Below are 19612 nucleotides of genomic sequence, written 5' to 3'. Positions count from 1 at the left end.
GTCGGCGGGGCCCGGGGTGCGGGCCGGGTGCGGCGGTCGCGCGGCGGCGCGGTGGCTTCGCGTGGCCGTGGCGGGGCCGGGCCCGGGGGTGGTCGGTTCCCCGGGGCCGGGGGCGCACGGTGCCTCAGTGCCGGAGCACTGCGGCGCACGGTGCCTCAGTGCTGGAGCACCATGGCGGCGAAGGTCGCGCCGAGCCCGGACGCGGCGACCAGGTAGCGGTCGCCGCGGCGGAGCAGGCCGCGGCCGGTGGCGGTGTGGTGGTTGATCAGGATGTCGGCGGCGAAGCTGTGCCCCACCGCCGGAACGTTGTCCAGCACCATCTGCTCGGGCGGGTACCCGATCTGGCGGCAGATCCGTTGCCAGGAGATCTGGTTGACGTTGTGCGGGAGCAGCAGCCGAATCGATTCCCAGCTTTCGCCGGCTTCGTTCAGTGCGGCTTCCATCACCGCGATCACCAGTTCCGGGTAGCTGCGCTGGTAGCGCGCCAGCAGCTCCGGATCGTCGGCGAGTCGCCCGTCGAACTCGCCGTGCTGGTCGACCGCGTAGGACAGCACGCGGTCGTGTTCGCCTTCGGCCCGCACCAGGCAGGCTGCCGCCCCTTCGCCGAAGAGGGCGGTGTCCGGGACGATGCGGGCGTCCCGGGTGAAGGTCTTCTCGCCCGCCAGGATCAACGCCAGCGCCTCGGGGTCGGGGTCTGCCGCCAGCAGTCGACCGGCCACGTCCAGTGCCAGCAGGGAGCCGGCGCAGGCGTGGTGAGTGATGGTGAAGGCACGGGCGTGCGTCAGCCCCAGACGGCCGAGCACCTCGTGCAGCGGGTTGTGCGGGTAGGGCGCCGCGATCGGCAGGCTGCGCGCGTGCAGCACGTACTTCACGCGGTGTGCGTTCTTGCGCAGCGGGGCCAGGGCCGTCGCGGCGGCGGTGAGCAGATCGGTCAGGTCTCCGTCGTGGTCCACCCTGACCTGGTCGAGGCCGTGGAACCGGCGGAAGAGCCGGACCTGACGGTCCGTCAGCCCGAGGCGTGCCCCGACCAGTTCGATCGGTTCGGCGACGGGCGGAAGGTGGACGGCGACTGCTTCCAGAGCGGTCACGCGGGCTAGTATTCCCACGCCTCACCGGCCCGCACAAGGGATCTCCGGCGCTTCCTTCCCGACTCCCCCTTGTGGTCTGTACCAGTTCTCCGTCGTTTGCACACGACACGTACGAATTTCCCCGGCCGGCCCACCGATCACCCCCTCCGGCGCGCCGCTCGCCACCGCTCGCGCCGGCGCTCCTCCCTCGCTCGCGCCGCTCATCAGGCCGCCGCCGCACCCGTTGAGCACCCCTCGAACCCCTCGCCCCCGCCACCGCGCCCGCCCCGCCCCCGCCCGGAAGGACTCTGCCCATGCCCATCGACGCCCTCTCACCTGCCGACACCCCCGCCCCCGCCACGCCGCCCTCCGCCGGGCCCGCGCAGCGCCTGCTGATCGTGGTTCCGCCGCTGGCCGGTCACCTGCTGCCGGCCCGGGCACTGGCCCTGGCCTGGGCCGCGCGCGGGCACCAAGTGGCCTGGGTGGGGCCGGATTCGGCGCTGCGCCCGCTGCTCGGGCCGGAGGCCCTGGTACATCCCACGGGTGCACGGCTGTTTCGGGAGCAGGCGGTGGGCGGCGCGGCAGCGGTGCGCTCGCTCTGGGACGGCTTCGTGGTCCCGCACACCCGGTTCACGCTGGCGGCGGTGCGCCGCGCCGTGGAGCGGTGGCGGCCGGACGTGGTGCTGGTCGATCAGCACAGCCCGGCGGGCGCGCTGGCCGCACACGCCGCGGGGGTGCGGTGGGCGACCTTCGCGCCGTCCTCGCTGGAGCTCGGCGATCCGCTGGGCCGGAACGGCGAGTTGACGTCCTGGCGGGACGGCGTGCTGCGCGGCCTGTGGGAGCGGGCCGGGCTGCCGGCCGCCGAGTTCACCGATCCGCGCTTCTCCCCCGGCCTGGTGATCGCGCCGACCTGCGCCGAGCTCGCCGGACTCGACCCGGTGCCCGCCGAGTACGCCCTGGTCGGCCCGCTGCTCGCGGCCCGGCCCGAACCCCCGTTCCGCTGGGACCGGTTGGTCCCGGGCCGCCGCCGGGTGCTGGTCACCATGGGCACGCTGTCCGCCGAGGTCGCGGGCGACTTCCTGCACCGGACGGCCGCCGCACTGGCCGAACTCCCGGACGTGCAGCCAGTGGTGGCGGGCCCGGCCGGGGTGCGACTGCCGCCGGACGCGGTGGCCGGTGAGCGCGTTCCGGTACTGGAACTGCTTGAGCGCGGGGCGGTGGACGCCGTACTGTGCCACGGCGGGATGAACACCGTGGGCGAAACCCTCGTCCACGGGCGGCCGTTGGTGGTAGCGCCGATCCGCCACGACCAGCCGGTGACGGCCGGACGGCTGGCCGCGCTGGGCGCGGCCGTCCGGGTCGACTTCGCCACCGCCACCTCCGAGCAGCTGCGTGCGGCGCTGCGCCGCGTCCTCGACGACCCGTCCTACCGTGCCGCCGCGCGCCGGCTGGGGCGTCAACTGCGCGCGGGCGGCGGGGCGGTGGCGGCGGTCGATCGGCTGGAGCGGTTCGCGCGCGCACCGCGCTGACCCGGGCCCACCATCTGGTCCAGACCATTGTCGGCGGGCGGGGTGGGGCCCTAAGGTCTGCCCCGTCGCCGTCCCCCGTCCTGACGGCCCGTCGCCGTACCCGGCTTGACGATCCGTCATCGCTGCCTGTTCTGACGGCCAGTCACCGTTCCACCCCATCCGAACCCATCGACCGAGCACAGGAGTCCGGGTTGATCGTGACCAAGGGGCTGCGCAAGTCCTTCCGGCCCCGCCGCGGCGCCGACACCGTCGACGCGGTGCGCGGCATCGACCTCAACGTCGCGGAGGGCGAGATCTACGGCCTCCTCGGCCCGAACGGCGCAGGCAAGACCACCACGCTGCGCATGCTCGCCACCCTCCTCGCCCCCGACGGCGGGGCCGCCACCGTGGCCGGCGCCGACCTGCGTGCCGAGCCCGGCGAGGTCCGCCGCCGGATCGGCTACGTCGCCCAGGGCGGCGGCACCACCGACCAGGCCACCGCGCGCGAGGAACTCGTCCTGCAGGCCCGGATGTACGGCGTCCGCAAGGCCGAGGCGCAGCAGCGCGCGAAGGAGGGCCTGGCGGCCTTCGACCTCGGCGAGTTCGGCGACCGCCCCTGCAAGACCTACTCGGGCGGCCAGCGGCGCCGCCTCGACCTCGCTCTCGGCGTGGTCCACCGGCCCAGGGTGCTGTTCCTGGACGAGCCCACCGTCGGGCTCGACCCGCGCAGCCGGGCCCAGGTCTGGTCCGAGGTCCGCCGGCTGCGCGAGCAGGGCATGACGGTGCTGCTCACCACCCACTACCTGGACGAGGCCGACGCGCTGTGCGACCGGATCGGCATCGTCGACCACGGCGGCATCGTCACCGAGGGCACCCCCGAGCAGCTCAAGCAGGAGATCTCCGGCGACGCCGTCACCATCGGCCTGCCCGGCGCCGGGACACCGCCCGCGCTGCGCACGCGCTCGCCGAACTCCCCTGCGTGCAACGCCTGGAGGCGCTGCCCGGGGAGGACGGGCTGCGGCTGCACGTGGACTCCGCGGCCACCGCGATCCCGCAGCTGCTGCGCGCGCTGGCCGCGGCCGGGCTGGAGCCGGACCACGTCCAGCTCCAACGGCCCAGCCTGGACGACGTGTTCCTCGCCCTCACCGGCCGCCCGCTGGTCCGCACCTGACGCCCCGTCGGCCCGACGGCCCCTTACCGCCCACCTCCCCGACGCCCCACGAGGTCCCCGTGAAGCTCGCCCGCGACACCTGGCTGGTCTACCAGCGCCAACTGCTCCTGATGGCCCGCTCCCCCGCGTGGCTGGCCGTCGGTCTGCTCCAACCCCTCTGCTACCTGCTGCTGTTCGCCCCGCTGCTGACCTCCGCGCTGGCCGCCTCGGGTGCGCACAGCACCGCCGACGCCTACCGGATCTACGTGCCCGGCCTGCTGTCCGCGCTCGCCGTGATGGGCGGACTGTTCACCGGCTTCACGCTGCTCGGCGAACTGCACGCCGGCATCATCGAACGGTCGCGGGTGACGCCCGTCAGCCGGGTCGCGCTGCTGCTCGGCCGGGCTCTGCGGGAGACCACGGCGCTGCTGGTGCAGTCCCTGCTGATCGCCGTGCTGGCCATCCCGTTCGGGCTGACCGTCGGCCTCACCGACCTGCTGCTCGCCATGGCCCTGCTCGCGCTGATGGCCCTGATGGCGTCCTCGGTCTCCTACGGCCTGGCCCTGCTGGTCCCCACCGACGCCGCGCTCGGCCCGGTCGTCAACACCATCGCCCAGCCGTTGGCGCTGCTCTCCGGCACCCTGCTCCCGATCGCCCTCGCCCCGGCGTGGCTGCGCTCCGCCGCCTCCTGGAACCCGTGCTACTGGGGCGTGGAGGGCATGCGGGCGCTGTTCGCCGGCCACCTGGACGCCCCCGAGGTCTGGCGCGGCCTGCTGCTCACCGGCCTGATGACGGTCCTCGCGGTCGCCTGGGCGGCCCGCCTGTTCGCCCGCCGCATCCGCTGACCGCACCGGGGCGCAGCGCTTTCACCGCGCCGGTCGGCCGAGTTCGGTCGGGATGACCGGCGGGAACCCGCACGCGTCGACCAGCGCGAAGACCAGATCCTCGACGAACAGGTCCGCCCGCTCGGTCAGGACGCCCCGAGCGCGGCCGGGTCGGCGGTGAAGCCCGCCTCGGCCGCGCACCGGCCGGTGGGGTCAGTGGGGCAGCCGGGCCGCCCGGCGACTCGGGCGTCCCGTACGCGGCGGCCATCGCCGGGTCCAGCAGCGTCGACCGACCGGCGCAGGCCGGACGGGTCCGGCCCGCGGACCTCGCACGCTTCGCTGTCCATGACGGCCGCGAACGGGGCCGGGGCGCCGGTGGTCCGCACGAGCTTCCCCTGCCGCCCGCAGCGAGCCGTCCTGTCGCCGTGGAACGCCTGCACGGCCTGCCGGCGGCCGGGCGCGGCCAGCACACGGGCACGCAGTCGGGGTGCCCCTCCGCTCTGCCCGCCGCGAACGCGGCTTCCCCGTCCGGCGGTTGCCCGCTGCGCGCCGTCACGGAATCCCGGCCGGACCGCACGGCCCGTCCCCGACGATCCTGCCGAGGCTGTGCGGCGCCGCTGACCGACAGGCATGCCGTGTGCAGGACCCGGCCGGGCCCGCACACGGCATGCCTGTTGGTCAGTTCTGTCCCGCTGTCCGTTCCGTCACGAAGCGGGCCAGCCGGCGGACGCCCTCGGCGATCTGCTCGGGCGTCAGGTAGGAGCAGGACAGCCGGAGCTGGCGCTCGCCGCCGCCTCCGGGGTGGAATCCGTCCATCGGGGTCCACAGCACGCCGTACGTGCGGGCGCAGACGTCCAGGGCACGGGCGTCGGCCCGGAACGGGACGGTGACGACGGCGAAGAAGCCGCCCTCGGGGCTGTTCCAGGAGACTCCGGGGACCGATCGGAAAGCGTTTTCCAGTTCGGTCAGCAGGGTGTCCATGTTGCGGGCGTAGAACTGCCGGGCGGGTTCGTTGGCCTCGCGCAGGCGCAGCCCGCCGGCCAGCAGCATGCCGCCGATCACGGCCTGGGCGAGCGCCGAGGTGTTGACAGTGGTCATGCTCTTCAGCTTGGCGAGTTCGTCGGCGAGCAGCCCCGATCGTCCGTCCTCGTCCACCACCTGCTGGTCGGCGAGCAGGTAGCCGACCCGGGCGCCGGGGAAGCAGGTCTTGGCGAACGACCCGAGGTAGACCACGTTGCGCCGGTCGCCGTCCAGGGCTTTCAGGGTGGGCCGCGCGGGCCCGGTGCGGCCGAAGAAGCCGTACGGGTTGTCCTCGATCAGCAGGATGCCCGTCGACTCGGCGACGTCCAGCAGCCGCCGCCTGGCCCGCTCGTCCATGCTGGCGCCGCTCGGGTTGGCGAAGTCGGGGACGACGTAGCAGGCCCGCGGGCGCTTCCCGGCGGCCCGCAACTCCCGGACGGCGTCGGCGAGGGCGTCCGGGTCGAGTCCGCCGTCGGGGCCGGCCTCGGGCACCGGACGGACCGTCAGGTCGAGCAGCCGGGCCGCGCCTGTGACGCCGACGTAGCAGGGCGAGGAGACCAGCAGCACGTCGTCCGGCCCGGCGCACAGGGCGCGCAGCACGAGCAGCATGCCCTCCTGTGCGCCGACGGTGACCACCAGCGCCTCCGGGTCGGCCGTGATGCCCTCGTCGGCGGCCAGCGCCCGGGCGATCAGCGGAGCGATGATGCCCTTGGTCCGCCCGTACTGGAACACCTCCTGCCGGACCTGGCTCTCCGTCAGGCCCTTCTCCTCCCGCAGGTGGCGCAGGTAGGTCTCCAGGTGGCCGGGGATGTCGGCCGGGTCGAAGAACTCCTCGTACGGCCGGCCGGGCGCGAACGAGATCGCCTCGGGGTAGCGGCCGGTGACCTCGTTCAGGAAGGTCATCGCGTCCAGCAGCGGGTCCGCGAGCGAGCCGTGCAGCTCGCCCAGCTTCAGCACCCCGCTCACCGCCCGCTCCCCGCGTAGGCCGCCAGCAGCCGTTCTGCGGCGAAGAGTTGGGCGGCCCGGCCGTCGTCGAGGAGGCCGGGCACGGCGAAGAAGCCGTGCGGCATGCCGGGGTAGCGGCGCAGCGTGACGGGGACGCCGGCGGCGTGCAGGGCGGTGGCGTACTGCTCGCCCTCCTCGCACAGCGGGTCGTACTCGGCGGTGATGACGGTGGCGGGCGGCAGTCCCGCGTGGTCCCGGGCGCGGAGCGGGCTGGCGAGCGGGTCGGCGGCGTCGGCCGGGTCGGCGAGGTAGTGCGACCAGTACCAGGCGACCGAGTGACGGTTGAACAGTGCCGGGTCCTCGCCGTCCGCCGTCGGTCCGTCGGGGACGGCGCGGTGGTCGGTGTTGGGGTAGATCAGCAGCTGGTGGACGATGGCGGGGCCGCCGCGGTCGCGGGCCAGCAGGGTGAGGGCGGCGGCCAGGTTGCCGCCGGCGCTGTCGCCGCCGACGGCGATCCGCTCGGGGTCGACGCCGAGCCGCGGGGCGTTGCGGGCGATCCAGTCGAGTGCGGCGTAGCAGTCGTGGACGGCGGCGGGGAAGCGGTGTTCGGGGGCGTGCCGGTAGCCGACGGCAAGGACGGCGCCGCCGGTGGCGTTGGCGAGCGAGCGGCAGATCGGGTCGCCGGTCTCCAGTGAGCCGAGGGCCCACCCGCCGCCGTACAGGTAGAGCAGGGCCGGTCCCGGCGGGGCGGGTTCGGCCGTCGGGCGGTAGTGCCGCAGGGTGAGCGGGCCGTCGGGCCGTCGATGGTGAACTCCTCGACGGCGGCGACGGGTTCGCCGGTTCCGGCGGCGGCGCGCAGGTCGGCGAGGTCGGCGGCGCGGGCCCGGTCGAGGGTGAGGGTGTACAGCGGCGGGGTGCCGGCGGCGGCGCGGCGGGCGCGCAGGGCCTCGGCCTGCGGGTGCAGTGGCATCAGCGCGGTCCTCCGGGGGCGACGGCCTCCAGGTAGATCGACTCGTCCTTGCGGAAGGCGGTGTCGAGCTCGGCCACGTCGGGGCGGGCGCCGATCTGGAACTCCCGTCGTTCGATGGCGAATTCGTGGTAGCCGGCGCGGTCGAGGACGTGCCGCAGCTCGGCCTCGTCGTAGATCCACCGGTGTCCGAAATGGTAGAAGATCTGGTTCAGCATGAAGGCGCGCCGCTCCGGCATCGGCGGTCCGACCCGCATGGTGCGCAGGCGGCGGCGGTGGCGGCGGAAGAACCGCTGGTCGCCGTCGAGGTAGCCGTCGATGTAGCGGGCCAGGTCGGGGGTGGTGAGGCGGAGCAGGCCGCCGGGGCGCAGGATGCGGCGGACTTCGCCGAGCCAGTGCACGGCGGTGCCGAGCGGGACGTGCTCGATCAGGTGCTCGGCGTACACCCAGTCCACGCTGTGGTCGGCGAACGGGAGCGGCCGGGTGATGTCGAGCTGGGTGAACAGGTGCGTGCCGTCGATCCGGTAGACCGGGCCGGGGCGGGTCCCTCCGGCCGCGCCGCCGGCCTCGGTGTGCAGGCCGACCAGGTCGGTGCCGAGTCCGTGCGGGTGCCGGGTGCGGAACGCGGCGAACTCGATGCCGGTGGCGCCGAGTTCCTGGAAGTCCTGGTGGGTGTGCGGCAGTTCGGGCCGGACGAGGTCGATCGAGGTGCAGCGGGCGAGGTTCTCGGTGAACGCGTCGGTGCGGGCTTCGAGCCCTTCGGGGTCCTCCCAGTCCCAGTCAGCGAACGGGTCGTCGACGGGCCCGGCTCCGCGGGCCTCGGGTCCGGCGGGCTCGGGTTGTGCGGTGGTCGCCACGGGGTCCTCTCGTGCGTGCGTGGGTGGTGCGGAACTGCTGCTTGTCGGTGTCTCGTCACGGGCCCCTATATATAAGGAGAGTGACGCGGTCTCAGCGGGGCGCGGCGGCCGTCGCCGGCCAGGGCGCGAGGGCGTCGCGGTCGAGGTCCGCGAGGGTGGGCCGGCCGGCCAGCACCATGGTGTCGAGCAGCTCCTCGCGGACCAGGTCGAGCACCGCCCGGGCGCCGTCCGCGCCGCCGTGGGCCAGGCCCCAGAGCACGGGGCGGCCGACCAGTGCGGCGCGGGCGCCGAGCGCGAGGGCCTTCGCCAGGTCGGTGCCGTGCCGCAGGCCGCCGTCCACCAGGACGGGGTGGTCGGCGGGGACGGCGTCCACGATCTCGGGGAGGACGGCCGGCGCGGGCGGCGCGCCGTCCAGCTGGCGGCCGCCGTGGTTGGAGACGATCAGGCCGTCCACGCCGTGCTCGACGGCGAGCCGCGCGTCCTCGGCGGTCAGCACGCCCTTGAGCACCAGCGGCAGGCGGGTGCGCTGCCGCAGCCAGGCCAGGTCGGCCCAGGTGATGCTGGGGTCGAACTGCTGCCGGGAGTGCTCCTCGATGCCGGACCGCCCGGTCGCGGACTGCCGGGCGCTGCTGGTGAGTTCGGCGTCCAGGTTGGCGGCGGCCAGGCCGGCCGGCAGCGCGAACGCGTTGCGCAGGTCGCGCAGCCGGCGGCCGACCTTGGGCGCGTCCACGGTGAGCACCAGGGCCCGGTAGTCGGCCTGTTCGGCGCGCCGGACCAGCGCGGTGAGCGCTTCGCGGTCGCGCAGCCAGTACAGCTGGAGCCAGCGGGCCGCGCCGGGTGCGGCGGCGGCGATCTGCTCCAGGGTGCGGCTGGCGAAGATGCTGACGATCAGCAGCGCGCCGGCCTCGGAGGCGGCCCGGGCGGTGGCGCACTCCCCGTCGGGGTGGGCGAGTTGGTGGTAGGCCATCGGTGCGACCCCGAACGGGGCGGCCAGCCGGTCGCCGAACAGCTCGGTGCCGCAGTCGGGCGCCGAGACGTCCACCAGGACGCGCGGGCGCAGCACGTGGCGGCGCCAGGCGGCGAGGTTGGCGCGCCGGCTCCACTCCGCTCCGGCTCCGCCTTCGAAGAAGTCCCAGATCACGGCGGGGAGTCGGCCCTTCGCCAGCTCGCCGTGCTCCGCCAGGGTCAGCGGAACCATCGTCTCCGAACCTCCTGATGATCCGTCAACCGGTGCGAAAACGAGGGACAGCGTAGGGGTCCGGTCCGCCACTGGTATAGACCTTGACCCTTGATGCGCTCCCGTGCAAAGGTCGGCACCGACGGGGGATCCACACTGAAGCATCACAACTTCCGACCCATGCTTCCCATACGAGCGCGTGGAGTTGCGTTGACGCTGATCCCAACCCCGGTGCGCGGCCGCACGGTTGCCGCGGACTGGGTGGACGAGCAGTTACTCGCCGGACCGGACGGCGAACCGTGCCTGCGCTTCGGCGCTCCGGTGAGCAGGGGGACGCTGCGGGCCCTGGTGGCCGAACGGCAGCGGCAGTTGGCCGCCGCCGGCCTCGGCGAACACGGCACGGTCGCGCTGCGGATGCCGCCCTCGGCGGAGTTCGTCGCGGTGCTGCTCGCCACCTGGCGGGCCGGCGCCCGGGCGGTCCTGCTGGACCACCGGCTGACCGCCGCCGAGGTGGCCCGCGCGGTGGACCGGCTGCACCCCCGGGTGCTGGTCGAACTCGCCGACGGACGGCCGCAGTTCAGGCCGCTCCCGGGAGGGGTCGCGGAGGACGACGACCACGTCCTGGTGCAGCTCAGCTCGGGCTCGACCGGCCCGTCCAAGGTGATCGGCCGCACGGCCGGCGACCTGCTGCGCGAACTCGACTGCTACGCACGGCTGCCGGAGTTCCCGGCCCGGGGCGAGCGCACCGTGCTGCTGTCCTCGACGGTGCACGTGCTCGGCCTGGTCGGCGGTCTCCTGCACGCCCTGCACGCGGGCGTGGAGCTGGTGGTGACGCAGCGGATGACCCCCGCGGGCATCCTCACCGCGATCGCCGACGGCACCGCCCCCACCACCGTGATCGGGGTGCCGTTCCACGCGGAGCTGCTGGCCGCGGTGGCCGCGCCGCCCCGGCTGCCGCAGTTGCGGCGGATGATCGTGGCCGGCGAACTGGTCCGGCCCCCACTGCCCGCGGCCTTCCGCGAGCGCTACGGTGTGCCGCTGGGCACCATGTACGGGATGACCGAGACCGGCGTCATCGCCACCGACCTGACGGGCCGCCACCATCCGGCCCTGCAGCCGGTGCACGGCATGCAACTGTCTTTGACCGGCGGCGAGTTGCACATCACCCGGCCGCACTCCCCGTACCTGGGGCTGACCGACCCGACCCGCTGGTCGGACGGCCTGCTGCACACCAGGGACGCCGCCCTGCTCGACGCCGCCACCGGCCGGATCACCGTGCTGGGGCGGCGCGACTCACAGATTTCCATCGGCGGCCTCAAGGTCGACCTGAACGAGGTCGAGCAGACCCTGACCGGGCTTCCCGGCGTGGTCGAGGCCGTGGTGGTGTTCGCCGGCGGCGCGATCGAGGCGTACGCCGCGACCGCCGACGGCATCTCCTCCCAGCCGTCCGAACGGGGCGGCGCGGCCGAGCAGTTGCGCGAACTGCTGGGCCGGGAACTGGCGGGCTACAAGCTGCCCCGCCGGCTGTACCTGATGCCGCAGCTCCCCCGGACCGCCACCGGGAAGCTGTTGCGGGACGCCGCCGCCCTGCGCCGACAGGCCGACGCCCCCCGCTGATCCACCCCTTCCCCGTTCCGGTGCGGTGCGCCCGGCCGGGCCGACGGCTCCAGACACCGTCCGCCCGTCCGTCGGTGCGCCCTGCCCCGGAGCACCCGTGAAGACCCGTGAAGACCCGTGGACCCCAGGTCCCCGACCCCGACACCCCGACGCGCTGGAGAGAACCCGTCCCATGCAGGAAAAGATCCGCTCGTTCGTCCTCACCACCCTGGCGACGATGAACTACGACGTCTCGCAGGTCACTTCGGAGACCGACCTCGGCCCGGCCGGTCTCGACCTGGAGTCGCTGGCGCTGGCCGACCTGGCGGTGCAGGTCGAGGAGGAGTTCGGCATCCGTTTCGAGCTGGACGACATGGAGTCCACCGCGCTGATGACCATCGACGAGTTCAGCGCCGAGGTCGCCGCCCGGATCGCCAAGTCCTCGGTGGGCACCGCCCGATGAGCACCGGCCCCGAGCTGCGCTTCGGCCGGGCCGAGGCGCTCGCGATGCTCGCCCGCTACGGCGACCGCTCCCCCGACCAGGTCGACGACCAGATCGGCTCGCTCGAACTCACCTGGCTGATCGCCGAGGCCGAGCAGGCCTACGGCGTCCAACTCGACCTGGACGACGACCGGCTGGACGCCATCCGCACCGTGGACGACGCGGTGGCCGCGCTCGGCGCCCAACTCGCCGCCGCAGCCCGGCCGGACGCCTCGGCCCTTGATGGCACAGCCCTGGAAGGTACGGCCCTGGACGGCACAGCCCTGGACGGTGCAGCTCTGGACGGCGACCGGGTGGACGCGGGGGCCGCCGCGCCATGACCGTGACCGCTCTCCGGAACGGCCCGCCGCGGCGCGCCGTCCTGGTCGGCGGCGTCGGGGTGCGCTCGGCGTTCGGCGCGGGCCTGCCCGCGCTGCTGGACGGAGTGCTGGCCGGCCGGCCGGCGTTCGGGCCCGTGGACCGCTTCCCCACGGCCGGGCGCCGTACCGACCGGGCCGCCACGGTGGCCGGATCACCGCGGCTGGCCGACCAGTTGGTGGCCGTGCTCGCCGAGTCCGGCGCCACCGATCGCCGACCGGGCGGCGAGCCCGCCGAGTTGCTGCTCGCCCTGCACGGCGACCGGCGGGCCGGACCGGTCGCCGCCGAGGTCGCCGACCGCACCGGGCTGCGGCCCAAGGTGTACACCGGCGCGTGCGTGGCCGCCTCCACGGCCGTCGCCGACGCGGCCGCGCTGATCGCCTCCGGCCGCCGCGAACGGGTGGTGGTCGCCGCCGGCTACCTGGTCGAGCCGGACACCTTCGCGGTGTTCGACGCCGGCCGGGCCCTGGCCGGGGACGGCGCCGTCCGCCCGTTCAGCCTGGGCCGGCAGGGCATGCTGCTCGGCGACGCCGTCACCGCCGTGGTCCTGGAGTCCGCTCCGGCGCTGCGTCGACGCGGCGGCAACGCCCGTGCCCGGATTGCCGGTTGGGGCCGCACCGGCGACGCCCACCACGTCTGCCGGCCGCACCCGGACGGCACCGGGCTGGCCCGGGCGGTGCGCGACGCCCTCAGCCGGGCGGGCGCCGAACCCGACGGCATCGGCTACGTCAACGCCAACGGCGCGGGATCCAAGCTCGGTGACCTGGCCGAATCCGCCGCCCTGGTCTCGCTGTTCCCGACCGGCACCCCTCCGGTCAGCTCCACCAAGGCGGTGCACGGCCACGCCCTGGAAGCCTCCGCGCTCCTCGAACTCGCCGTCACCGTCGGCGTGTTGGAGGCCGGTGCGCTGCCCGTCAACGCGGGCTGGCAGCACCCGGACCCGGGCTGCCCGCTCGACCTGGTCCTCGACCGTCCCCGGCCGGCCGCCCGCGGCCTGGCCCTCACCCTGAACGCCGCGTTCGGCGGCGCCAACACCGCACTCCTGGTGGCTCCCGCATGACCATCACCACCGACGCCGACGCCGGCTCCGACGCCGCGCCGCCTGCCCCACTCGCCCCGCTCGCCCCACCCGTCCCGCTCTCCCCCAGGGAGCTGACCGGCCAACTCCGGGTGCTCGCCGCTGCGGCCTGGCCGGACCGTCCGGACGACCGGCTCCCGCCCCTCGCGGGCTTCGTGGAGTCCAGCTTCAGCCCGCTGGTGGCCGAGACCGCCGAACGCTGCCTGCGGGCGCACTACGGCCCGCCGCCCGCCCTCGCGGCCCCGCGCACGGCCCTGCTGCTGGTCAGCCCGACCGGCGACACCGGCACCGCGGACGCGCTCGCCCGGGCCACCGCCGCCGGGCGGCGCGTCCCGCCACTGCTGTTCTTCCAGTCCAACCCGAACGCGGTCCTCGGCCACCTCGCCGCCCGCTGGCAGCTCGACGGGCCGGTGGTCGCGCTCGGGCCCGGCTTCGACACCGAGGACGAACTCCACGACCGGGCCTGCCTGTTGATCGAGGACGGCGACGCCGAGCAGGTCCTGCTGATCACCGCCGCCCAGGGCCCGCCCGACCACGCCACCGCCGTCCTGCTCGCCTCCTGACGGCCACCGGCCAGGCGACGGCACCGCACCGCACCCGGAAGTCCGCGGCCCGACGCCCCGCACCCCGACACCGCGCACTCCGCAGCCCAGCACCCCGCAGCCCGACACCCCGCAGCCCGACGTCCCGCACCTCCCGACCCCGACGTCCCGCACCACGAGAAGAACGGGATCCATGAGCCTCCGCACCCTGCGCGCCGCGCTGTCCGAGGACAGCTCCGTCGGCGCCGGCAACGTCCTGACCACCCGGGTCGCACAGGGGCTCGGCCTCGACTCGCCGACGCTGACCTTCGACACCCCGGTCGACGGCCACCCCGCCCACACCGCACTGACGCTCCGTCAGCTCGATGCCGCCGTACGTGCGCGGGCCTCGGCACTCCACGCGCTCGGGGTACGCCGCCGCGACCCGGTCGCGGTGCAGGCCTCCGCCGCGGCCGACCAGGTCCTCGCCTTCCTGGCGCTGTCCCGGCTCGGCGCGATCCCGGCTCTGCTCAACCCGGCGCTGGACGCGGACACTTCGGCCCGCTACCTGCGCCGGTTGAACGCGGCCGGGCTGCTCGCGGACGCCGAACACGCCAAGGCCTTGGCCGGCCTGGACCTCGGCACCACGCTGCTCGCCGACACCGCCCGACTCGGCGACGGCGACCCGGAGTCGGCGCCCGCCCCGTACCGCCACTGGCCCACCGATCCGGTCGCCATCACCCACTCCTCCGGCACCACCGGCCTGCCGAAGGCCGTGCTGCACTCGCACGCCGGCCTCTACGCGGCGATCCGGCACCGGCTGCTGCTGCCCCGCCCGCAGGGCATCGACCGGGTGCTCAGCGCACTGCCCGCCGCGCACACCGCCACCCTGATCGCGGTCAACCTGGCGCTCAGCTTCGACGCCCAGCTGCACCTGATCTCAAGCCAGTCGGGCCCGGCGGTGCTGGACGCGATCGAACGCTGGCAGCCGCTCGGCGTGTTCGGCTTCGCCACCACCTGGGCCGACCTCGCCCGGCACGACCTCACCGCCCGCGACCTGTCCTCGGTCGGCCTGTGGTGGAACACCGGCGACTGCGCGCACGAGACCCACATCCGCCGCCTGGTCGCCCAGGGTTCGCGCGAGACGGCCACCCGGCAGGGCCGGGTCCGCACCGCCGGTTCGGTGTTCATCGACGGCCTCGGCTCCTCCGAGATGGGCCACTCGCACTTCCACATCACCCACACCGTGGACTCCGACCGCTACGGCCGCTGCGTCGGCCGCCCGCACGCCTTCGTCGACTGCGCGATCCTTGACCCGGACGGCAACGAGCTCGGACCGGGCCAGGTCGGCGAGTTGGGCACCCGCTCCCCCACCCTGTCGCTCGGCTACTGGAACGACTCCGCCACCACCCACCGCACCCGGCTGCGCGACTACTTCCTCACCGGCGACCTGATGTACCGCGACGAGGACGGCTACTACTACCACGTGGACCGCGCCGTCGACACCGTCGACCTCGGCGACGGCCGCCGCCTGCACACCGCCGCCAGCGAGGAACGCGTCCTCGCCGCCTGCCCCGAGGTGCTCGACTGCACGGTGGTGGCGTTCCGCGACGGCGACCGCGTCGTCACCGACGTGCTGCTGCAACTCGCCTCGGGCGAGGGCGAGTCGAGCGAGCTGACCGGCCAGGTGCTGGCCGCGCTGGAGCCACACGTCGCCGCCACCGTCCGCACCGTGCTCGCCGTGCCCGACGAGCGGATCCCGCTCGGCCCGACCGGCAAGGTCCGCAAGGGCCTGCTGCGGCAGCAGCACCTCACCGCGGCCGGCGCCCGATGACCACCCCCGCCGCGCGTCCGGCCGCCCCCACCGCACATCCGACCGCTCCCACCACCCGTCCGGCCTCGACCGCCGCGCATCCGGCCTCCGTCGCCGCGCAGATCACCGGAATCGGCTGGCTGACGCCGCTCGGCCGGGGCGTCCCCGAGGTGTTCCGCGCGCTCGCCGCCGGCCGCTCCGGACTGACCGTTCCGCCCGCGGGCCACCCGGCGGCGGGCTGGCTGCGAGCCGCGGGCATCGCCCCGGACGTCCCCGCGACCGAGGTGCTGCCGGCGACCGAGACCCGCTGCGCCGACCGCTTCCTGCTGCTGGCCCTGGCCGCCGCCGACGACGCCCTGGCCGACGCGAAGCTGATGGTCCGTCAGGACACCGACCCGGAACGGGTCGCGGTGGTGCTGGCCACCGGCGGGGGCGGCCTGGAGAGCTACGAGCAGCAGGCTGCGGCGCGGCGCGAGCGCGGCCGGGCCGCGGTCAGCCCGTACCTGCTGCCCGGCATGCTGTCCAACATGGCGGCCGCCCGGATCGCCATCACCCACGGCATCCGCGGCTACAGCTCGGCGGTGATCACGGCCTGCGCGGCCGGCGCGCAGGCCGTCGCCGAGGGCCTGCGGCTGATCCGCGGCGGCGAGGCCGACGTGGTGGTGTGCGGCGGCGCGGAGGCCCCGCTGCACCCGACCATCGCCGCAGCCTTCGACAACTCCCGTGCGCTGGCAGCCGGTTGGGACGATCCGACGCTGGCTTCCCGGCCCTTCGACGTCCGCCGCAACGGCTTCGTGCTCGGCGAGGGCAGTGCCGTCCTGGTGCTGGAACGGGCCGAGCACGCGGCCGCGCGCGGCGCCGCGGCGTACGCGCAACTGTCCGGCTGGGGCGCGGCCACCGACGCCCACCATCCGACCATGCCGCGCCCCGACGGGGCGGGCGCGGCCGCAGCGATGCGGGCGGCGCTGCGCTCGGCGGGCCTGGACGCGTCGGCCGTGGACTACGTCAACGCCCATGGCACCGGTACCAAGTTGGGCGACCGGGCGGAGGTCTCGGCGCTGCGCGAGGTGTTCGGCGGGCCCGGTCCGCTGGTCGGCTCCACCAAGGGCGCGACGGGCCATCTGCTGGGCGCGGCCGGCGCGGTGGAGGCGGCGGTGTCCGCCCTGGCCGTCGCCGAGGGCCTGCTGCCGCCCACGCTGAACCTCGAACAGCCGGACCAGGACTGCGAGTTGCGGCACATCCGCGGCACCGCGCTGCGCCGCCCGGTGCGGCATGCGCTGTCCAACTCGTTCGCGTTCGGCGGCCACAACCTGAGCCTGGTGTTCGGCCCGCCGAGCATCACGGCCAAGCAGCTCGGCACGGCCGAGCACCTCGGCATCGCGGCCGAACAGGACGGCACTGCGGCCGGGCACGACGGCACCGCAGCCAAGCACCTCGGCGTCGCGGCCGGGCATCTCGGAGAGGACTCATGACCGTGGCGGGCATCGCCTATCTCGAACTGTACGCGGAGGACGCCCACAAGTACGCCGCGCAGCTGCGCGACGAGTGGGGCTTCACGCTGAGCCGGCCGGCCCGGACCGCGCCGGGCACGGCGCAGGTGCTGGCCCACCAGGGCTCGATCCGGCTGCTGGTGACCTCGGCGGTGGAGGCCGAGCACCAGGTGGCGGAGTGGGTGCGGCGGCACGGCGACGGCGTGGCGGTGGTCGCGCTGCGGCACACCGACGGGGTCGCGGCGGCCGTGGCGGCCGAGCGGGCGCTGAACGCCGGCGGCGGCTGCCTGGACGGGGCGGGCACGGTCTCCGGGTTCGGCGACCTCGCGGTCCGCTTCGCGGACGCGCGGGACCTGCTGCCGGAAGGGGAACTGCCCGGTCAGGGCGCGCTGTTGGAGCTGGACCATGTGGCGATCGCGGTGCCGGGCGGGCAGTTGGACGCCTCGGTGCAGTGGGCGGTGCGCGGCCTCGGCTTCCGGGAGATCTTCCGGGAGTACATCGAGGTCGGCGCGCAGGCGATGGACTCCCGGGTGGTGCAGAGTCCGTGCGGCACGGTGACGTTCACCCTGCTGGAGCCGGACACCTCGCGGGCGTCCGGCCAGATCGACGGGTTCCTGGAGGCGCACGGCGGCGCGGGCGCCCAGCACGTGGCGTTCTCGACGGCGTCGATCACTGCCTCGGTGCGGGAGTTGACCGCCCGCGGCGTGGCGTTCCTCAGTACGCCGGGTGCGTACTACCGTGCGCTGGAGGCGCGGCTCGGGCCGACCGGCATCCCGGTGGACGAGCTGCGCGACACCAATGTGCTGGTGGACCGGGATCACGGCGGCGAGCTGTTCCAGATCTTCGCCCGCTCCACGCACCCGCGCCGGACGTTCTTCCTGGAGCTGGTCGAGCGGCGCGGTGCCGGCTCGTTCGGCACCGCCAACATCAAGGCCCTGTACGAGGCGGTGGAGCGCGAGCGCGCCACCGCGGACCACTGAACCGAAGGGGAGCCCTCAAGTGACCACCGCCATCGACCCGTTCGGTCTGTCGGAGGAGGAGTCGGCGCTGCTGCCGACGGCCGAGGAGGTGCTGGAGTACGCGGAGCGCGGCTGGTACCTGTCGCGGCGGCTGTTCAGCGACCAGGAGCTGGACGCGCTGCAGGCCGCCACCGAGCGCTACTACGCCGGTGAACGGGATCGTGAACTCCCGGCGCGACCGCCGCACTTGGCGGCCTGGACGCCGGCCGACGGCCCGGTGCAGCGGCACAACGACTACGTGCACTACGAGCACGCCGAGATCGGCCGGATCCTGCGCAAGCCGCTGCTGGGCGCGGTGGCGGCGCGGCTGGCGCAGGCGGAGGAGATCCGGGTGTTCCAGGCGACGCTGATCTACAAGCCGCCGGTACCGGGCGAGCCGAGCAACGTGGTGCCGTGGCACTTCGACAAGCACTACTGGCAGACCTCGACCTCGCAGCGGATGCTGACGGCGTTCCTGCCGTTCCACGACTGCACGGAGGAGATGGGCACCATCACCATGGTGGACGGCAGCCACCGGTGGGAGGAGCGGCCCGGGGGCGACGACTCGACCCGGCACTTCGCCGCCCGCGACCGCTCCGAGCTGGAGCAACTGCTCCACGAGAACGCCGAGTTCAACGGCTCTGAGGTGCGGACCGTGCCGGTGGAGATCCCGCGCGGGCACGTCTCCTTCCACCACTGCCGCACGTACCACGGCTCGGGCCCGAACCGGTCCGCGCAGCCGCGCCGGGCGGTCTCGCTGCACCTCCAGGACGGTTCGAACCGCTACCGCTCGTTCCGGAAGCCGGACGGCTCGCCGGTGGTGTACAACCACGACGCGGTGGTGCGGCGCACGGCCGACGGGCAGCCGGACTACGCGGACCCGGAGTTCTGCCCGGTGCTGTGGCGGTCGGGCCGGTGAGCCTGCCGCGGTTGGCGGACCCGGCGGGGCGGTACCGGATGATGCGGCTGATCCGCTCGTTCGAGGAACTGGCGCTGGAGTGGGTGCGGTCGGGCCTGATCGTCGGCGGCACCCACCCGTACATCGGCCAGGAGGCGGTGGCGGTCGGCGTCTGCGCGGCGCTCGGCGCGGAGGACCAGTTGACGTCCACCCACCGGGGCCACGGGCACGTGCTCGCCAAGGGCGCCGACCCGGGCCGGCTGCTCGCCGAACTGGCGGGCCGGGTCGACGGGTTGAACCAGGGGCGGGGCGGGTCGATGCACGCCGCGGACTTCTCGCTGGGCATCCTCGGCGCGAACGGCATCGTCGGCGCGGGCGCGCCGATCGCGGTCGGCGCGGCCTGGGCGGCGCAGCGGCAGGGCCGTCCGCGGGTGGTGGCCTCGTTCTTCGGCGACGGTGCGCTCAACCAGGGCGTGCTGCTGGAGGCGTTGAACCTGGCGTCGATCTGGCGGGCCCCGGTGCTGTTCGTATGCGAGAACAACGGCTATGCGACAACGCTTCCGGCCGGTGCGGCAGTTGGCGGTTCGGCATGCGGACGGGCGGAGGCCTTCGGCATTCCGGCGCAGACGGTGGACGGCATGGACGTGGAGGCGGTCCGCGCGGCCGCCGAGGAGGCGGTGGCGGCGGCCCGGGCGGGCGGCGGGCCGGCGTTCCTGGAGTGCCTGACGTACCGCTTCGAGGCGCACCACACCATGGAGCGCCGGTTCCGGCTGTCGTACCGCACCCCGCAGGAGGTGGCGGCCTGGCGCGAGCGCGACCCGTTGGCCGCCGCGGCCGCCGCCCT

18 protein-coding genes and 2 pseudogenes are annotated in these 19612 nt (G+C 74.8%); 14 read left to right on the top strand and 6 right to left on the bottom strand.

Annotation, left to right across the window (positions count from 1 at the left end; translation table 11 throughout):
- Positions 1-155: 155 nt before the first annotated feature.
- Positions 156-1088: a 3-oxoacyl-[acyl-carrier-protein] synthase III C-terminal domain-containing protein gene (locus KCH_RS31465; RefSeq protein ID WP_035868660.1), complete on the bottom strand. Its 933-nt coding sequence runs from the start codon at positions 1086-1088 to the stop codon at positions 156-158.
- Between the two features lie 293 nt (positions 1089-1381).
- Between KCH_RS31465 and KCH_RS31460 the strand changes: the two genes are divergently transcribed.
- From KCH_RS31460 to KCH_RS31450, 4 genes and pseudogenes are all read left to right on the top strand, one after another.
- On the top strand, positions 1382-2596 hold the full coding sequence (locus KCH_RS31460; protein WP_084224030.1) for a glycosyltransferase: 1215 nt from the start codon (positions 1382-1384) through the stop codon (positions 2594-2596).
- Between the two features lie 191 nt (positions 2597-2787).
- Positions 2788-3555, top strand: a pseudogene (locus KCH_RS31455) (ABC transporter ATP-binding protein); the annotation flags it as partial.
- Positions 3555-3746 carry an ATP-binding protein DrrA1-3 family domain-containing protein gene (locus tag KCH_RS45310; RefSeq protein ID WP_244305515.1) on the top strand — a complete coding sequence of 64 codons (192 nt, stop codon included), beginning with the start codon at positions 3555-3557 and terminating at the stop codon, positions 3744-3746. The pseudogene KCH_RS31455 and the gene KCH_RS45310, both read left to right, overlap by 1 nt.
- Before the next feature lie 59 nt (positions 3747-3805).
- Positions 3806-4570, top strand: a complete 765-nt coding sequence (locus tag KCH_RS31450) for an ABC transporter permease (RefSeq protein ID WP_035868656.1) — start codon at positions 3806-3808, stop codon at positions 4568-4570.
- A 125-nt stretch (positions 4571-4695) separates the two neighbouring features.
- Here the strand turns inward: KCH_RS31450 and KCH_RS31445 are convergent, their stop codons facing one another.
- The 5 genes and pseudogenes from KCH_RS31445 to KCH_RS31425 form a co-directional block, all read right to left on the bottom strand.
- Entirely contained in the window at positions 4696-4935 is a 240-nt protein-coding gene (locus KCH_RS31445; RefSeq protein ID WP_157032270.1) for a hypothetical protein, read from the bottom strand.
- 292 nt (positions 4936-5227) lie between these two features.
- Entirely contained in the window at positions 5228-6472 is a 1245-nt protein-coding gene (locus KCH_RS31440; protein ID WP_157032464.1) for an aminotransferase-like domain-containing protein, read from the bottom strand.
- 209 nt (positions 6473-6681) lie between these two features.
- Positions 6682-7245 (bottom strand): annotated as a pseudogene (locus tag KCH_RS45305) (alpha/beta hydrolase); the annotation flags it as partial.
- Positions 7246-7483: 238 nt separating this feature from the next.
- The gene (locus KCH_RS31430) at positions 7484-8338 is read right to left on the bottom strand and encodes a methyltransferase domain-containing protein (protein ID WP_051653657.1); all 855 of its coding nucleotides are present in this window, start codon (positions 8336-8338) and stop codon (positions 7484-7486) included.
- A gap of 91 nt (positions 8339-8429) precedes the next feature.
- Positions 8430-9536 (bottom strand): alpha-hydroxy acid oxidase, encoded by a 1107-nt coding sequence (locus KCH_RS31425; protein WP_035868645.1) that lies wholly within the window; start codon positions 9534-9536, stop codon positions 8430-8432.
- Between the two features lie 189 nt (positions 9537-9725).
- Here KCH_RS31425 and KCH_RS31420 point away from each other — a divergent pair, with 189 nt between their 5' ends.
- The 10 genes from KCH_RS31420 to KCH_RS31375 all read left to right on the top strand — a co-directional run.
- The gene (locus tag KCH_RS31420) at positions 9726-11132 is read left to right on the top strand and encodes a class I adenylate-forming enzyme family protein (protein WP_084224029.1); all 1407 of its coding nucleotides are present in this window, start codon (positions 9726-9728) and stop codon (positions 11130-11132) included.
- A 172-nt stretch (positions 11133-11304) separates the two neighbouring features.
- Complete coding sequence (locus KCH_RS31415; protein WP_035868642.1) at positions 11305-11574, top strand: acyl carrier protein; 270 nt, start codon at positions 11305-11307, stop codon at positions 11572-11574.
- Positions 11571-11933, top strand: coding sequence for a hypothetical protein (locus tag KCH_RS31410; protein ID WP_244305514.1), 363 nt, complete (start codon positions 11571-11573; stop codon positions 11931-11933). Before KCH_RS31415 ends, KCH_RS31410 begins: the two co-directional genes overlap by 4 nt.
- Positions 11930-13030: a beta-ketoacyl synthase N-terminal-like domain-containing protein gene (locus KCH_RS31405; RefSeq protein ID WP_084224028.1), complete on the top strand. Its 1101-nt coding sequence runs from the start codon at positions 11930-11932 to the stop codon at positions 13028-13030. Before KCH_RS31410 ends, KCH_RS31405 begins: the two co-directional genes overlap by 4 nt.
- Positions 13027-13611, top strand: a complete 585-nt coding sequence (locus KCH_RS31400) for a hypothetical protein (protein ID WP_208866006.1) — start codon at positions 13027-13029, stop codon at positions 13609-13611. Before KCH_RS31405 ends, KCH_RS31400 begins: the two co-directional genes overlap by 4 nt.
- Positions 13612-13783: 172 nt before the next feature.
- The gene (locus KCH_RS31395; protein WP_035868637.1) at positions 13784-15403 is read left to right on the top strand and encodes a class I adenylate-forming enzyme family protein; all 1620 of its coding nucleotides are present in this window, start codon (positions 13784-13786) and stop codon (positions 15401-15403) included.
- Positions 15400-16854, top strand: coding sequence for a beta-ketoacyl-[acyl-carrier-protein] synthase family protein (locus tag KCH_RS31390; RefSeq protein WP_084224027.1), 1455 nt, complete (start codon positions 15400-15402; stop codon positions 16852-16854). The genes KCH_RS31395 and KCH_RS31390 overlap by 4 nt, the downstream gene beginning before the upstream one ends.
- Positions 16851-17852 carry a 4-hydroxyphenylpyruvate dioxygenase family protein gene (locus tag KCH_RS31385; protein ID WP_035868633.1) on the top strand — a complete coding sequence of 334 codons (1002 nt, stop codon included), beginning with the start codon at positions 16851-16853 and terminating at the stop codon, positions 17850-17852. The genes KCH_RS31390 and KCH_RS31385 overlap by 4 nt, the downstream gene beginning before the upstream one ends.
- A gap of 19 nt (positions 17853-17871) precedes the next feature.
- A complete protein-coding gene (locus KCH_RS31380) occupies positions 17872-18789 on the top strand; it encodes a phytanoyl-CoA dioxygenase family protein (protein WP_035868630.1) in 918 nt (305 codons plus the stop codon).
- A partial coding sequence (locus KCH_RS31375; RefSeq protein ID WP_244305513.1) for a thiamine pyrophosphate-dependent dehydrogenase E1 component subunit alpha occupies positions 18786-19612 on the top strand: 827 nt, incomplete at its 3' end. The genes KCH_RS31380 and KCH_RS31375, both read left to right, overlap by 4 nt.

Origin of the sequence: Kitasatospora cheerisanensis KCTC 2395 (assembly GCF_000696185.1) — a bacterium.
GTDB lineage: Bacteria > Actinomycetota > Actinomycetes > Streptomycetales > Streptomycetaceae > Kitasatospora > Kitasatospora cheerisanensis.
Note: the sequence above shows the minus strand (reverse complement) of the source record. Positions and strands in the feature narration are given on the sequence as shown.

Excerpts from the sequence above, each read along its gene's own strand:
- KCH_RS31460 (WP_084224030.1), top strand. The coding sequence starts at position 1,382 with ATGCCCATCGACGCCCTCTCACCTGCCGACACCCCCGCCCCCGCCACG.
- KCH_RS31440 (WP_157032464.1), bottom strand. The coding sequence starts at position 6,472 with ATGACCTTCCTGAACGAGGTCACCGGCCGCTACCCCGAGGCGATCTCG.
- KCH_RS31425 (WP_035868645.1), bottom strand. The coding sequence starts at position 9,536 with ATGGTTCCGCTGACCCTGGCGGAGCACGGCGAGCTGGCGAAGGGCCGA.
- KCH_RS31415 (WP_035868642.1), top strand. The coding sequence starts at position 11,305 with ATGCAGGAAAAGATCCGCTCGTTCGTCCTCACCACCCTGGCGACGATG.
- KCH_RS31410 (WP_244305514.1), top strand. The coding sequence starts at position 11,571 with ATGAGCACCGGCCCCGAGCTGCGCTTCGGCCGGGCCGAGGCGCTCGCG.
- KCH_RS31405 (WP_084224028.1), top strand. The coding sequence starts at position 11,930 with ATGACCGTGACCGCTCTCCGGAACGGCCCGCCGCGGCGCGCCGTCCTG.
- KCH_RS31400 (WP_208866006.1), top strand. The coding sequence starts at position 13,027 with ATGACCATCACCACCGACGCCGACGCCGGCTCCGACGCCGCGCCGCCT.
- KCH_RS31395 (WP_035868637.1), top strand. The coding sequence starts at position 13,784 with ATGAGCCTCCGCACCCTGCGCGCCGCGCTGTCCGAGGACAGCTCCGTC.
- KCH_RS31390 (WP_084224027.1), top strand. The coding sequence starts at position 15,400 with ATGACCACCCCCGCCGCGCGTCCGGCCGCCCCCACCGCACATCCGACC.
- KCH_RS31385 (WP_035868633.1), top strand. The coding sequence starts at position 16,851 with ATGACCGTGGCGGGCATCGCCTATCTCGAACTGTACGCGGAGGACGCC.